Raw genomic sequence first — 13,053 nt, forward strand, 5'->3', positions numbered from 1 at the left:
CCCCCTTCCCTTCGTGTCCGCGCGGTCAGCCCGTGTTGCGCAGGCCGGCCGCCACACCGTTGACGGTCAGCAGCAGGGCCCGGGAGAGCAGCGGGTCCGCGGGCTCACCGCGTTCCGCCGCGGCGCGCTGGCGGGCCAGCAGCGAGACCTGGAGGTAGGAGATCGGGTCGAGGTAGGCGTCGCGGACGCGGAAGGTCTGCCGGAGGACGGGGTTCGCGTCGAGCAGTTCGTCCTCGCCGGTGATGCGCAGCACCTCCCGGACGGTGAGGTCGTGTTCGGCCTCGATCCTGTCGAACACGTGCCCCAGATCGTCGGGGACGAGGGTGTCGACGTAGTGGCGGGCGATCCGCAGGTCGGTCTTGGCCAGGGTCATCTCCACGTTGGAGATGAAGTTGCGGAAGAAGTGCCACTGTCCGTACATCTCGTCCAGCACCCCGTCGAGGCCCGCCTCGCGCAGCGCCTTCAGACCGGATCCGACGCCGAACCAGCCGGGCACGATCTGCCGCGACTGGGTCCAGCCGAACACCCAGGGGATGGCGCGCAGTCCGTCGAGCCCCGCGCCGGAGTCCGGGCGGCGGGAGGGCCGTGAGCCCAGGTGCAGGTCGGCGAGCTGGTCGACGGGTGTGGAGGCGAAGAAGTACGCGGGCAGGTCCGGGTCCTCGACGAGCCGCCGGTACGCGGTGTGGGCCGCGTCGGAGACGGTGTCCATGGCGGCGTCCCAGCGGGCGAGCGCCTCCTCGGGCTGGCGCGGCGCGGTGTGCAGGGCGGAGGCCTGCAGCGTGGCCGCCACGGTCAGTTCGAGGTTCTCCCTGGCCAGGGAGGGGATGAGGTACTTGTCGGAGATGACCTCGCCCTGCTCGGTGACCTTGATCTCTCCGTCGAGGGTGCCCCAGGGCTGGGCGAGGATCGCGTCGTGCGAGGGGCCTCCGCCGCGGCCGACGGTGCCGCCGCGGCCGTGGAAGAGCCGCAGCCGTACGCCGTGGCGGTGTGCCACGTCGCGCAGCCGGCGCTGGGCCCGGTGGATCTCCCACTGGGAGGTGGTGATGCCGCCGAACTTGGAGGAGTCGGAGTAGCCGAGCATGACCTCCTGGACGTCGCCGCGCAGGGCGACGAGCCGCCGGTAGGAGGGGTCGGCGAGCATGTCGTCGAGGATCGTGTCGGCGGCCTTGAGCTCGTCGGTGGTCTCCAGGAGCGGCACGATGCCGATCTTTGCCCAGCCGGCGTGCAGGTCGACCAGTCCGGCCTCGCGTGCGAGGACGGCGGCGGCGAAGACGTCGTCGGCGCCCTGGCACATGGAGATGATGTACGACTCGACGATCTCCGGGCCGAAGCGCTCGAAGGCTTCCTTGATGGTGTGGAAGACGCCGAGGGTCTTCGTGCCCGCGGCGTCGAGCGGCGCCGGGGTCGGGGCGAGCGGGCGCCGCGAGCGCAGTTCCTTGGCGAGGAGCTTCTGCCGGTAGTCGCGGGGCATGTCGGCGTAGCGCCAGGACTCCTCGCCGAGGCGGTCGAAGAGCTGGCCCAGGGCGTGGTGGTGGGCGTCGGCGTGCTCGCGGACGTCCATGGTGGCGAGCTGGAGCCCGAACGCGGCCAGGGTGCGGATGACGCGGTCCATGCGGCCGTCGGCGAAGAGTCCGCCGCGGTGGGCGCGCAGTGAGGCCTGGATGATCTTGAGGTCGGCGAGCAGCTCGGAGGTGCCGAGGTAGTCGCGGCCCGGCTGGTGCGGGGTGCCCTTGGCGAGCCGGGCGCGGGTGTTGATGAGCTTCTGCCGGATGCAGGTGGCCTTGAGGCGGTACGGCTCCTCGGCGTTGAGGCGCTTGTAGCGGGGGCTGATCTCGGGCAGCTGCTCGAGGTCGGCCTGCAGGGAGCCGAGGAGTTCCTCGGTGGCGCCGGCGTAGCGGATGGAGTTCGACAGCAGGCCGCGCAGGTGGTCGATCATGTCGAGGGCGTCGCTGATGCCGTGCTCGTGCTGGAGGATCAGCACCTCCCAGGTCACCTCGGGGGTGACGTTGGGGTTGCCGTCGCGGTCGCCGCCGATCCAGGTGCCGAAGGTCAGCGGGCGGGTCCCGGCGGGCAGTTCGATGCCGACGCGGGCCAGTTCGGCGGCCAGGTCCTCGAGGACGTCGCCGACGGCGCCCGTGTGCAGTTCGTCGAGGTAGTAGACGGCGTTGCGGGCCTCGTCGGCGGGTTCGGGGCGGACGACGCGCAGCTCGTCGGTCTGCCAGACGAGGTCGATGTTCTCGGCGAGGCGCAGGTCGTGGCGGCGGCGGTCGGCCTCGATGACCGGGGTCTGAAGGAGTTCGGCGATGCGGCGCAGCTTGTTGAGGACGGACCGGCGGGCGGCCTCGGTGGGGTGCGCGGTGAACACCGGCCTGACGTTCAGGTGTTCCACCGTGCGGCGCAGGTGCTCGGGGTCGGCGTCCTTGAGTCGGTCGGCGGTGCGGGCGAGGAGCCCGCCCTCGGCGGCGCGCCGGGCGCGCAGGGCACGCCCGCGGTGCACCTGCTCGGTCACATTCGCCAGATGGAAGTAGGTCGAGAACGCCCGTACGAGCTTGGCGGCCGTTTCCAGGTCGGTGTTGCCCAGCAGTCGTGCGGCAGCCTCACCGTCGCTCCTGGTGAGAGCGCGGACACGCTCGACGAGTTCGAGAAGATCGGGCCCCTCCTGCCGGACGAGCGTCTCGCCCAGCAGGTCACCCAGGCGTCGGATGTCGGCGCGCAGTTCGGCGCTGCCGGCGGGGGTCAGGTCGGCACTGCTCACAGGTGCGGCTCCTTGCAGTGTGCACAACACGTCGAAGAGGGATCTGGAGGCTGCGGACCGCGCTGTCCGACGACACACAGGATAGGTGTCCGCTTCCGAGCCGTCCGGCACACCCCGATCGGCCCTCTTGCCGCGCTGATACTCGCTGCCATACTTACGACGCCGTAGGTTACGGAAGCGTAGCCACGGGCACCCGGGGAAAGCATCCAGCGGGTCCTGTCAATCTCACCTCACAGGGGACGCCCCCATGACCACGACTCCCAATGTGATCGACGACGCCCCGAAGGCGACCGACACCCCACTTCCGTCAGCCACTCTCGGTGGAGAGAAGAAGCGTTCGATCGAGCAGATCACGCTGCTCCTCTTCATCACCTTGCCCTTCCTCGCGCTGCTCGCCGCCGTGCCCATGGCGTGGGGCTGGGGGGTGAGCTGGCTCGACCTCGGGCTGCTCGTCTTCATGTACTACCTGGGCTGCCACGGCATCACCATCGGCTTCCACCGCTATTTCACGCACGGCTCCTTCAAGGCGAAGCGCCCGCTGCGGATCGCGCTGGCCGTCGCCGGCTCGATGGCGGTCGAGGGGCCGCTGGTGCGCTGGGTGGCCGACCACCGCAAGCACCACCGGTTCTCCGACGCCGAGGGCGACCCCCACTCGCCGTGGCGCTACGGCGAGACGATCCCGGCCCTGCTGAAGGGTCTGTGGTGGGCCCACATCGGCTGGATGTTCGACGAGGAGCAGACGCCTCAGGAGAAGTACGCACCGGACCTGATCAAGGACCCGGCCATAAGGCGTATCTCCCGGCAGTTCGTCTTCTGGACGATCCTGTCCCTGGCGATCCCGCCGCTGGTCGGCGGCCTGGTGACGATGTCCTGGTGGGGCGCCTTCACCGCGTTCTTCTGGGGCTCCCTGGTGCGGGTCGCACTGCTGCACCACGTGACCTGGTCGATCAACTCGATCTGCCACGCCGTCGGCAACCGCCCCTTCAAGTCCCGGGACCGCTCCGGCAACGTGTGGTGGCTGGCGGTGCTGTCCTGCGGCGAGTCCTGGCACAACCTGCACCACGCCGACCCGACCTCCGCGCGGCACGGTGTGGAGCGCTGGCAGCTGGACTCGTCCGCCCGGATCATCCGCTGGTTCGAGCAACTGGGGTGGGCCTCTGACGTGCGCTGGCCGAGCAAGGCGCGCGTCGACTCCCGCCGGATCGAAGCCCGGGGCAGGGAAAAGGCCGCCGAGGCGGCATGATTGAGGGCGTGGCGACCGATAACAGCAGCAGCGACAAGCCCGTCCGGCGCACCCGGCGCGTCCGGATGACCGGCAAGGAACGCCGGGAGCAGCTGCTCGACATCGGCCGCACACTCTTCGCCGAGAAGGGCTTCGAGGGCACGTCGGTGGAGGAGATCGCGGCCAAGGCCGGGGTCTCGAAGCCGGTGGTCTACGAGCACTTCGGCGGCAAGGAGGGCCTGTACGCGGTGGTGGTGGACCGCGAGATGCGCCGCCTGCTGGACATGGTGACCGGCGCACTGACCGCGGGCCACCCCCGCGAGCTGCTGGAACAGGCCGCCTTCGCGCTGCTCGACTACATCGAGACCTACACGGACGGGTTCCGGATCCTGGTGCGGGACTCCCCCGTCGCCCAGTCCACCGGCAGTTTCGCCTCCCTGATCAGCGACATCGCCACCCAGGTGGAGGACATCCTCGGCCTGGAGTTCAAGGCCCGCGGCTTCGACCCCAAGCTCGCGCCGCTCTACGCGCAGGCGCTCGTCGGCATGGTGGCGCTGACCGGCCAGTGGTGGCTGGACGCGCGCAAGCCGAAGAAGGCCGAGGTGGCCGCCCACCTGGTGAACCTGGCCTGGCACGGGCTGGACGGCATGGAGCAGAGGCCCCGGCTGATAGGCCACCGCAAGAGCTGAGCCGGGACGGTCAGGACTCCTTCCGGGCGACCGCGAAGATGCGGCGGAACGGGAAGACCGTGCCGTGCGGTCCCGGCGGGTAGGCCTCGCGCAGCAGCTCGCGGTAGGCGCCGAGGAACGCGCCGACGGCGTCGTCGTCCCCTTCGAGGGCCGTCAGGACCGGCCTCAGCGCGGTGCCCTTCACCCAGTCGAGGACGGGGTCCTCGCCGTGCAGCAGCTGGTGGTACGTCGTCTCCCAGGCGTCCGTGGCGCAGCCGAGGGCGGTGAGGCGGGTCAGGTACTCGGCCGGTTCGAGTATGTGCACGTAGCGGCGGCCGTGGTCGCCGAGGCGGTCGCGCCACTCGGGGCGCTCGCACAGTTCGGCGAGCAGCGCGTGGCTGGGCGAGGTGAAGTTCCCCGGGACCTGGAAGGCGAGGGTGCCGCCTGGGGTGAGACCGTCGATCCAGGCCTTGAAGGAATCGGGGTGGCTGGGAACCCATTGCAGGGCCGCGTTGGAGACGATCAGGTCGTACGGTTCCTCCGGCACCCAGTGCGCGGCGTCGGCGGGGCGGAAGTCGATCCGCCCGCCGCCCGCGGTGGGGCCGGCGTACTCGCGGGCGCGGTCCAGCATCTCGGGCGAGAGGTCGAAGCCGGTGATGCGGGCGTCGGGCCACCGGTCCGCGAGGAGCACGGTGACGTTCCCGGGGCCGCAGCCGAGGTCGGCTATGCGGGCGGCGCGGTCGCCGCGGGGCAGTTCGCCGACCCGGCCCAGCAGGTCGTGGAAGGGCCTGGTCCGGTGGCCGGCGTGGCGGAGGTACTGCTGCGGGTCCCAGATCGGTGCAGTAGGCATTTTTCGAGCCCCCTGATCGTGGCGTTGCTCGTGGCGTACATGACCGGACACGTGGTTCCGGCACGTGCCTGCCCAATAGTCCAGGCGAATATATCTCGATGTCAAGATGAATGAAATCAAGAGAGTTGACATCAAGAGACTTCACATCGACAGACCTACTACACTGGCTGTCATGGAGGACGAGGTCGACCGACTGGTTGCTGCCTGGCGCCGCGAGCGCCCCGACCTCGACGTGGAACCACTCGAGGTGCTCAGCCGCGTCAGCAGGCTCGCGCGGCACCTCGACCGCGCGCGCCGCATCGCCTTCTCCGAGCACAGTCTCGAGCCCTGGGAGTTCGACGTGCTCACCTCACTGCGCAGGGCGGGCGTGCCCTACCAGCTCTCCCCCGGCCAGTTGCTCACCCAGACCCTGGTCACCTCCGGCACGATGACCAACCGGATCGACCGGCTGGCCAAGAAGGGCCTCGTGGAGCGGCTGCCCGATCCCAGCGACCGGCGCGGCGTCCTCGTCCGCCTCACCCCGGAGGGGCGCGATCGCGCCGACCAGGCGCTCGCGGGACTGCTCGCCCAGGAGCGCGCGATCCTCTCGGAGCTCTCACACGCCCAGCGGGCGGAGCTGGGGGCGCTGCTGCGGCAGCTGACGGCCCCTTTCGACAACACCCCGGGTTAAGGGCCCGTCCGGCAGTTCCCGCCGGGCCTGCGACGCCTGGCACCGCAGTCCCCCGCAGACCTCGGGCCACGGGAGGTGCCCCCACGCTGCGTTGCCGGGCCCGCCCGAGTACGCCCAGTACGAGGGCGGCCTCCCCCAGACTCCGTCCGGGGGGTGCCCCCTCCGCCTTGCGATGCACGGCACCGGACGCCGCGGTCCGATCCAATGGGAATCGTCAGACACGCCCCAGGCCTGGCGGCAGCGGGAGCCGCACCCGCGGCTCACCGCGTCACCACCGCCTCCCGGTCACGGGCGCCGGGCACGCGCCACGCGCTCCTGACCCGGCCTCAGCCCGTGCTGCCGACGGCCGGAAGGTCCTCGACCGGCCCGACTCCCGCACGCCGGGCCAGCGCGACCGCGGCCAGGGTCGAGTGCACACCGAGCTTGCCCAGCACGTTCTGCATGTGCGTACGCACCGTGTGCGGGGACAGGAACAGCCGCTCCGCGACGGCCTTGCGGCCCAGCCCCGCGACCATGCAGCGCAGCACCTCGCGCTCCCTCGGGGTCAGCGACTCGACCAGCCGCTCGCTCTCCGTGCGGTGCTTGCGGGCCGCCGTCAGCTCCCGCAGCACGCCGGTGAGCAGCGCCGGCGGCAGGTGCGTCTCCTCACGCAGCACCCCGCGGATCACCGCGAGCAGGCGCTGCAGCGAGCAGTCCTTGGCGACCCACCCCGAGGCGCCCGCCTGAAGGGCGAGGGCCGCGCGCCGCGGATCGTCCTTCTCCGCGAGCACGACCGTACGGACGGACGGCTGGACCGTGCGCACCCCCGCCACCAGCGAGATGCCGTCGACCAGGCCGTCCTCGGCCTGGTCGGGCACAGCGCGCGCCACCACCGGCGGGCCGTGCGCGCTGCCGAGATCGGCGTCGACGAGGAGCACGTCGAATCTGCGTCCCTCGGCCGCCGCGCGCTCCAGGCAGCGCAGCGCCGCGGGGCCGCTGCCGGCCGCCGACACCTCGACGTCCGGTTCCGCCGCGAGAGCCGCGGCGAGGGACTCGGCGAAGATGCGGTGATCGTCCACCACAAGAACCCGGATACGAACCACTGAAACCCCCACTGGGTCGGGGGACGGACCGGCACGGGTACGGCGCCCGTTCGAAGGATCACCGCAATCGCACGGCCGCCGCCGTGCCCCGACTGCTACCCCCCGGACGGGCGTCGTACCCTCCCTCCTCCGCCGTTCTCGAAAGGAGGGGCCCAGTCTCACCCCTGATCAGCACCGACCCCCATCGGTGCTGTGCTCAGCGTAGAGGTCGCGGCCTGGGAGGGAAGGAAATTCACAGAACTCCCCACCGGAGAACGCGCGGTGTGTGACGGGGGTTTCCTCCTGATGCCACAGGGATCGGGGAGGAGACCGCGGGAGATCAGGGAAGGACCCGCCGTGCACCCGCCGAGGGCACTGCGGGGAAGACTCCCGGGGCGCGGAAGCCCGCCGCCGCGAAGGCCTCGAGCACGGCCTTGGTGACGGCCTCCGCGTCCACCCCCTCCACCAGCACGATGGCCGAACCCCCGAAACCGCCGCCCGTCATCCGGGCGCCGTGGGCGCCGTGGGCGTTGGCGGTCTCCACCGCCAGGTCCAGCTCGGGGCAGGAGACGCGCAGGTCGTCGCGGAGCGAGCGGTGCCCCTCGGTGAGGATCGGGCCGATGCCGCGGACATCGCCCGCGTCGAGCCTGGCGATGACCTGCTCCACCCGGTGGTCGTCGCTCACCACATGGCGTACGTAGCGCCGGATCCGCTCGTCGCCCAGCCGCCGCAGCGCCGCGTCCAGACGCGCGAACCCGACGTCACGCAGGGCGCGCACACCGAGCGCCCGCGCACCCTCCTCGCAGCCGGCGCGCCTTTCGGCGTACGCGCCGTCCCCGAGGGCGTGCTTCACCCGGGTGTCGACGACCAGGAGTTCGAGCCCTTGTGCGGACAGGTCGAAGGGGACCTGCCGCTGGGACAGGTCGCGGGTGTCGAGGAACAGGGCATGGCCCTCGGTGCAGCAGGCCGAGGCGGTCTGGTCCATGATCCCGCAGGGCACTCCGACGAACTCGTTCTCGGCGCGCTGTCCCAGTCGCGCCAGCTCGGGGCGGGACAGGCCCAGTCCGTACAGCTCGTTCAGGGCGAAGGCCGTCACCACCTCCAGGGCCGCGGAGGACGACAGGCCCGCGCCGGTCGGGACCGTCGACTCCAGGTGCAGATCGGCCCCGGTGACGGAAGTGTGGCCTTCCTCGCGCAGCGCCCACACCACGCCGGCGGGGTACGCGGCCCAGCCGGCCGTCAGCGGCGCGCGCGGCGTCAGCTCATCGGCACGGAGGCTGACGACACCGCCCTCGACATCGCCCGAATGCAGCCGCAGCACGCCGTCGGTGCGGCGGGAGACCGCCGCGACGGCCGCTTGCGGCAGCGCGAGCGGCATCACGAATCCGTCGTTGAAGTCGGTGTACTCACCGATCAGATTGACCCGGCCGGGGGCGGCGAACACCCCGTCGGGCGCGGCCCCGTAGAGCTCCTGGAAGTTCTCCGCGACGGTCACGTCCCTCAGCTCTCCCGTCCCTGGCCCTGCGCTTGGGCCCGCCCCTGGGCCTGCCCCTGGGCCTGCCCCTGGGCCTGCCCCTGGATCCGCCGGGCGAAGTCCCAGGCGTCCGTGATGATCCCCGCGAGATCCGCGCGGGACGGGGTCCAGCCGAGCTTCTCGCGGGCCGTCTCCGCCGAGGCGACCAGCACCGCGGGGTCGCCGCCGCGCCGGGGGGCGACGGTCTCGGGCACCGGGTGGCCGGTGACCCGGCGGACGGTCTCGACGACCTCCCGCACGGAGAAGCCGCTGCCGTTGCCCAGGTTGCAGATCAGGTGCTCGCCGGGCGTGACCCTGTCCATGGCCAGCAGGTGCGCCTCGGCGAGGTCGGCGACATGGATGTAGTCCCGGATGCAGGTGCCGTCCGGGGTCGGGTAGTCGTCGCCGTAGACGGAGATCGCCTCGCGCCGGCCGAGGGCCACCCGGAGCACGAGCGGGATGAGGTGCGACTCGGGGTCGTGGCGCTCGCCGCAGTCGCCGTACGCGCCCGCCACGTTGAAGTACCGCAGGGAGGCGGCGGCGAGCCCGTGGGCCCGGCACTCCCCGCCGATCATGTGGTCGACGGCCAGCTTGGAGGCGCCGTAGGGGTTGGTGGGCGCGGTCGGGGCGCTCTCCACGATCGGGACCACGTCCGGCTCGCCGTAGGTGGCGGCGGTGGAGGAGAAGACCAGGCGGCGCACCCCGGCCTCGCGCATCGCCGCGAGCAGCGCCATGGTGCCGCCGACATTGTTCTCCCAGTACTTCTCGGGGTGCACGACCGATTCGCCGACCTGGGAGAACGCCGCGAAGTGCAGCACGCCGTCATAGGTGGGGTCGAGCCACTTGGCGGCGTCCTGGATACGGCCCTCGACGAACTCGGCACCGGCCGGGACGCCTTCGCGGAAGCCGGTCGAGAGGTCGTCCAGGACGGTCACCTCGTGCCCGGCCCGGAGCAGATGGGCCCCGACCACGCTGCCGACGTATCCGGCCCCGCCCGTCACCAGGTACTTGCTCACTTGCTCGCTACCTCTCGCAGTCGCTCGGCCGCGGCCTCCGGCGGCACGTCGTTGATGAACACACTCATGCCGGATTCCGAACCCGCGAGGAACTTCAGCTTGCCGGAGGTGCGGCGGACGGTGAAAAGCTCGAGGTGGAGCGCGAACCCCTCCCTGCCCGGCGCACGCAGCGGTGCCTGGTGCCAGGCCGCGATGTACGGCGTCGGCGGCTCGTGGGATCCGAAGATCCGGTCGAAGCGCCTCAAGAGTTCCAGATAGATCTGTGGGAACTCTGTGCGCTGCGCGTCGTCCAGCGCCCGCAGGTCCCGCACGCGCCGCCTGGGGTAGAGGTGCACCTCGTAGGGCCAGTGCGCGGCGTAGGGCACGAAGGCCACCCAGTGCTCTCCCTCGATGACGACCCGCCGCCCGTCGGCCAGTTCGCCGGCGAGGACCTCGTCGAAGAGATTGGCCCCTCCCGTGCGCTCCGCGTGCTCCGTGAGGGAGCGCAGCATCAGCGCGGTACGGGGGGTGACGAAGGGGTACGCGTAGATCTGCCCATGGGGGTGGCCGAGGGTGACGCCGATCTCCCTGCCGCGGTTCTCGAAGCAGAACACCTGCTCCACGGAGGGGAGTTCGGCCAGCTCGGCGGTGCGGTCGGTCCAGGCCTCCAGCACCAGCCCCGCCTGCTGTTCGGTGAGTTCCGCGAAGGAGGCCTCGTGGTCGGAGGTGAAGCAGACGACCTCGCAGCGCCCGGAGTCGCCGGCCAGGGAGGGGAAGCGGTTCTCGAAGACCACGACGTCGTAGTCGGGTTCGGGGATCTCGGTGTGCCGTCCCTCGCGGGAGGGGCAGAGCGGGCACTCGTCGGCGGGCGGGTGGTAGGTGCGGGCCTGGCGGTGGGAGGCGACGGCGACGCTGTCGCCGAGCAGCCGGTCGCGGCGGATCTCGGAGGTGGTGGAGATCGGGTCGAGGGGACGGCGGTCCACCGCGTCCCGCACGAGGTCGTCGCGCAGGTCGTAGTAGATCAGTTCGCGCCCGTCCGCGAGCCGGGTCGAGGTCTTCTTCACCGTGCGGCTCCTTGCCCATCCCCATCAAACATATCCGCACATAACAAATCACGATTCAACAGTTCAGTCAACGGGCGCGCCCCAATGCCCCATACCGTACGAACGCGTAGGTTCCGGGCATGCAACACATGCCGCAACTGCCTCAACCACCCCAACTGCCGCAATCAGACCTGCCGTACCTGGCCCAGGAGCTCCGGCTCGACACCAACGGGCTCGACTACGCGATCCTGGCGCTGTATTTCCTCGTCGTCCTGGGTGTCGGCTTCGCCGCCCGGCGCAGCGTGAAGACCAGCCTCGACTTCTTCCTCTCGGGCCGCTCCCTGCCCGCGTGGGTGACCGGCCTCGCCTTCGTCGCCGCCAACCTCGGCGCCCTGGAGATCCTGGGCATGGCGGCCAACGGAGCGCAGTACGGGGCGTACACCGTGCACTGGTACTGGGTCGGGGCCATCCCGGCGATGGTCTTCCTCGGCCTGGTGATGATGCCGTTCTACTACGGCTCGAAGGTCCGGTCCGTCCCCGAGTTCCTGCTGCACCGCTTCGGGCCCGGTTCCCATCTGCTGAGCGCGATCATCTTCTCCGTGGCCTCCGTGCTGATCGCGGGCGTCAACCTCTACGCCATGGCGATCGTGATCGAGGCACTGATCGGCTGGCCGCAGTGGGTCGCCGTCGTCGTGGCCGGGTTCTTCGTCCTCGCGTACATCACCCTCGGCGGTCTCTCCTCGGCGATCTACAACGAGGTGCTGCAGTTCTTCGTCATCCTCGCCGCGCTCATCCCGCTCACCGTCGTGGGTCTCAAGCGGGTGGGCGGCTGGGACGGACTGAGCGACAAGCTCACCGGCATGAAGGGCGACGACTTCGTCACCGCCTGGGGCGGCACCGGCATCGGCTCGGACAATCCACTGGGCGCCAACTGGCTGACCATCGTGCTCGGACTCGGTTTCTGCCTCAGCTTCGGCTACTGGACGACCAACTTCGCCGAGGTGCAGCGCGCGCTGTCCGCGAAGAACCTGAGCGCCGCCCAGCGCACCCCGCTGATCGCCGCGTTCCCCAAGATCTTCATCCCGCTGATCGTCGTCGTCCCCGGCCTGATCGCGCTCGCGGTCCAGCCCGACCTCGGCCAGGAGGGCAGCGGGTACGACTACAACGACGCGGTTCCGCTGCTGATGCGCGACCTGCTGCCCAACGGCGTGCTCGGCGTCGCCATCACCGGCCTGCTGGCCGCGTTCATGGCCGGCATGGCGGCGAATGTGTCGGCGTTCAACACCGTGTTCACCCAGGACATCTGGGCGCGGTACGTCGTCAAGGGCCGCCCCGACACGTACTACCTGCTGACCGGGCGCGTGGTGACCGCCGTTGGCGTGATCGCCGGCATGGGCACCGCCTTCATCGCGTCGACCTTCAGCAACATCATGAACTACCTGCAGACGCTGTTCTCGTTCTTCAACGTGCCGCTGTTCGCCGTCTTCATCATCGGCATGTTCTGGCGGCGGTCGACACCGGCGGCCGGCTTCTGGGGACTGCTGAGCGGCACCGTGGCCGCGATGATCAACTACTTCTGGCTCTACAAGGAGGGGATCGTCGGCATCCCCAGCGACCAGGGCGCCAACTTCGTCTCCGCGATCGTCGCCTTCGTCGTCGGCGCCGTGGTGATGGTGGCGGTCTCGGCGTTCACCAGGCCGAAGCCGATCGAGGAACTGCAGGGCCTCGTCTACGGCACCCGGTCCCCGGGCCTGGCCGAGCCCGCCGCCGAGGGCGACGACGCGTGGTACCGCAGCCCGGCCCTGCTCGGCTGGGGCGCACTGATCCTCGCCGCGGCCTGCTACATCCCGTTCTCGTTCTAGGAGTCGCCGCATGAACCAGCACGACGAGTACGACTACCAGCACGAGGTCGAGGAACTGGAGACCAAGTCGGCGACCGCCGCCCGGCTGTTCGACGTGCGGCGGATCATCGGCGGTCTCTTCGTGGTCTACGGAATCCTCGTCACGATCGCCGGGATCACCGCCTCCGACGCCGACATCGCCAAGGCGGAGAACATCAACATCAACCTGTGGACGGGCCTGGCGATGCTCCTCCTCGGCCTGCTGTTCCTCCTCTGGCTCTGGCTCAGGCCCGCAGTGCCGCCCCCGGGCGCCGAGCAGATCCGGGAGGAGTTCGGCAGGAAGTAGGCCCCGCGGGGTCCGCCGCGCCCCGGACCGCGGCTGACCCCACGCCCCCTGCCCGCGCCGGAAGCCGGCGGAGGCGGCCGGGTCAGGGG

The 13,053-nt window shown here is 70.7% G+C and carries 11 protein-coding genes; 5 read left to right on the forward strand and 6 right to left on the reverse strand.

Translation table 11 applies throughout. The annotated features are described in order from the left end of the window. Positions 1 to 25 precede the first annotated feature (25 nt). Positions 26 to 2,755, reverse strand: coding sequence for a phosphoenolpyruvate carboxylase (gene ppc / locus GUY61_RS24935; protein WP_166632488.1), 2,730 nt, complete (start codon positions 2,753 to 2,755; stop codon positions 26 to 28). A gap of 247 nt (positions 2,756 to 3,002) precedes the next feature. Here ppc and GUY61_RS24940 point away from each other — a divergent pair, with 247 nt between their 5' ends. Beyond that, complete coding sequence (locus tag GUY61_RS24940) at positions 3,003 to 3,998, forward strand: fatty acid desaturase (protein ID WP_166632489.1); 996 nt, start codon at positions 3,003 to 3,005, stop codon at positions 3,996 to 3,998. Beyond that, positions 3,995 to 4,666, forward strand: coding sequence for a TetR/AcrR family transcriptional regulator (locus GUY61_RS24945; protein ID WP_166632490.1), 672 nt, complete (start codon positions 3,995 to 3,997; stop codon positions 4,664 to 4,666). Before GUY61_RS24940 ends, GUY61_RS24945 begins: the two co-directional genes overlap by 4 nt. Before the next feature lie 10 nt (positions 4,667 to 4,676). On the opposite strand, the gene GUY61_RS24950 is transcribed toward GUY61_RS24945, so the two are convergent. Next, complete coding sequence (locus GUY61_RS24950; protein ID WP_166632491.1) at positions 4,677 to 5,495, reverse strand: trans-aconitate 2-methyltransferase; 819 nt, start codon at positions 5,493 to 5,495, stop codon at positions 4,677 to 4,679. A 172-nt stretch (positions 5,496 to 5,667) separates the two neighbouring features. On the opposite strand from GUY61_RS24950, the gene GUY61_RS24955 reads away from it, so the two are divergent. Further along, on the forward strand, positions 5,668 to 6,165 hold the full coding sequence (locus tag GUY61_RS24955; RefSeq protein WP_166632492.1) for a MarR family winged helix-turn-helix transcriptional regulator: 498 nt from the start codon (positions 5,668 to 5,670) through the stop codon (positions 6,163 to 6,165). 326 nt (positions 6,166 to 6,491) lie between these two features. Here GUY61_RS24955 and GUY61_RS24960 read toward each other — a convergent pair whose 3' ends face one another. The 4 genes from GUY61_RS24960 to galT all read right to left on the reverse strand — a co-directional run bounded on the left by GUY61_RS24960 (position 6,492) and on the right by galT (position 10,798). After that, on the reverse strand, positions 6,492 to 7,247 hold the full coding sequence (locus GUY61_RS24960; RefSeq protein WP_166632493.1) for a response regulator transcription factor: 756 nt from the start codon (positions 7,245 to 7,247) through the stop codon (positions 6,492 to 6,494). Between the two features lie 319 nt (positions 7,248 to 7,566). Further along, positions 7,567 to 8,721, reverse strand: coding sequence for a galactokinase (gene galK, locus GUY61_RS24965; protein WP_166632494.1), 1,155 nt, complete (start codon positions 8,719 to 8,721; stop codon positions 7,567 to 7,569). Between the two features lie 5 nt (positions 8,722 to 8,726). Next, positions 8,727 to 9,755, reverse strand: coding sequence for a UDP-glucose 4-epimerase GalE (gene galE, locus GUY61_RS24970; RefSeq protein ID WP_166632495.1), 1,029 nt, complete (start codon positions 9,753 to 9,755; stop codon positions 8,727 to 8,729). After that, positions 9,752 to 10,798, reverse strand: a complete 1,047-nt coding sequence (galT, locus tag GUY61_RS24975) for a galactose-1-phosphate uridylyltransferase (RefSeq protein ID WP_166632496.1) — start codon at positions 10,796 to 10,798, stop codon at positions 9,752 to 9,754. The genes galE and galT overlap by 4 nt, the downstream gene beginning before the upstream one ends. Before the next feature lie 128 nt (positions 10,799 to 10,926). On the opposite strand from galT, the gene GUY61_RS24980 reads away from it, so the two are divergent. Both GUY61_RS24980 and GUY61_RS24985 read left to right on the forward strand, forming a co-directional pair. Then, on the forward strand, positions 10,927 to 12,639 hold the full coding sequence (locus GUY61_RS24980; protein WP_166632498.1) for a sodium:solute symporter family protein: 1,713 nt from the start codon (positions 10,927 to 10,929) through the stop codon (positions 12,637 to 12,639). 10 nt (positions 12,640 to 12,649) lie between these two features. Then, positions 12,650 to 12,964 carry a hypothetical protein gene (locus tag GUY61_RS24985; protein WP_166632497.1) on the forward strand — a complete coding sequence of 105 codons (315 nt, stop codon included), beginning with the start codon at positions 12,650 to 12,652 and terminating at the stop codon, positions 12,962 to 12,964. Positions 12,965 to 13,053 lie beyond the last annotated feature (89 nt).

Source organism: Streptomyces sp. GC420, assembly GCF_009916105.1.
Classification (GTDB): Bacteria; Actinomycetota; Actinomycetes; order Streptomycetales; family Streptomycetaceae; genus Streptomyces.

Excerpts from the sequence above, each read along its gene's own strand:
- GUY61_RS24940 (WP_166632489.1), top strand. The coding sequence starts at position 3,003 with ATGACCACGACTCCCAATGTGATCGACGACGCCCCGAAGGCGACCGAC.
- GUY61_RS24945 (WP_166632490.1), top strand. The coding sequence starts at position 3,995 with ATGATTGAGGGCGTGGCGACCGATAACAGCAGCAGCGACAAGCCCGTC.
- GUY61_RS24950 (WP_166632491.1), bottom strand. The coding sequence starts at position 5,495 with ATGCCTACTGCACCGATCTGGGACCCGCAGCAGTACCTCCGCCACGCC.
- GUY61_RS24955 (WP_166632492.1), top strand. The coding sequence starts at position 5,668 with ATGGAGGACGAGGTCGACCGACTGGTTGCTGCCTGGCGCCGCGAGCGC.
- GUY61_RS24980 (WP_166632498.1), top strand. The coding sequence starts at position 10,927 with ATGCCGCAACTGCCTCAACCACCCCAACTGCCGCAATCAGACCTGCCG.
- GUY61_RS24985 (WP_166632497.1), top strand. The coding sequence starts at position 12,650 with ATGAACCAGCACGACGAGTACGACTACCAGCACGAGGTCGAGGAACTG.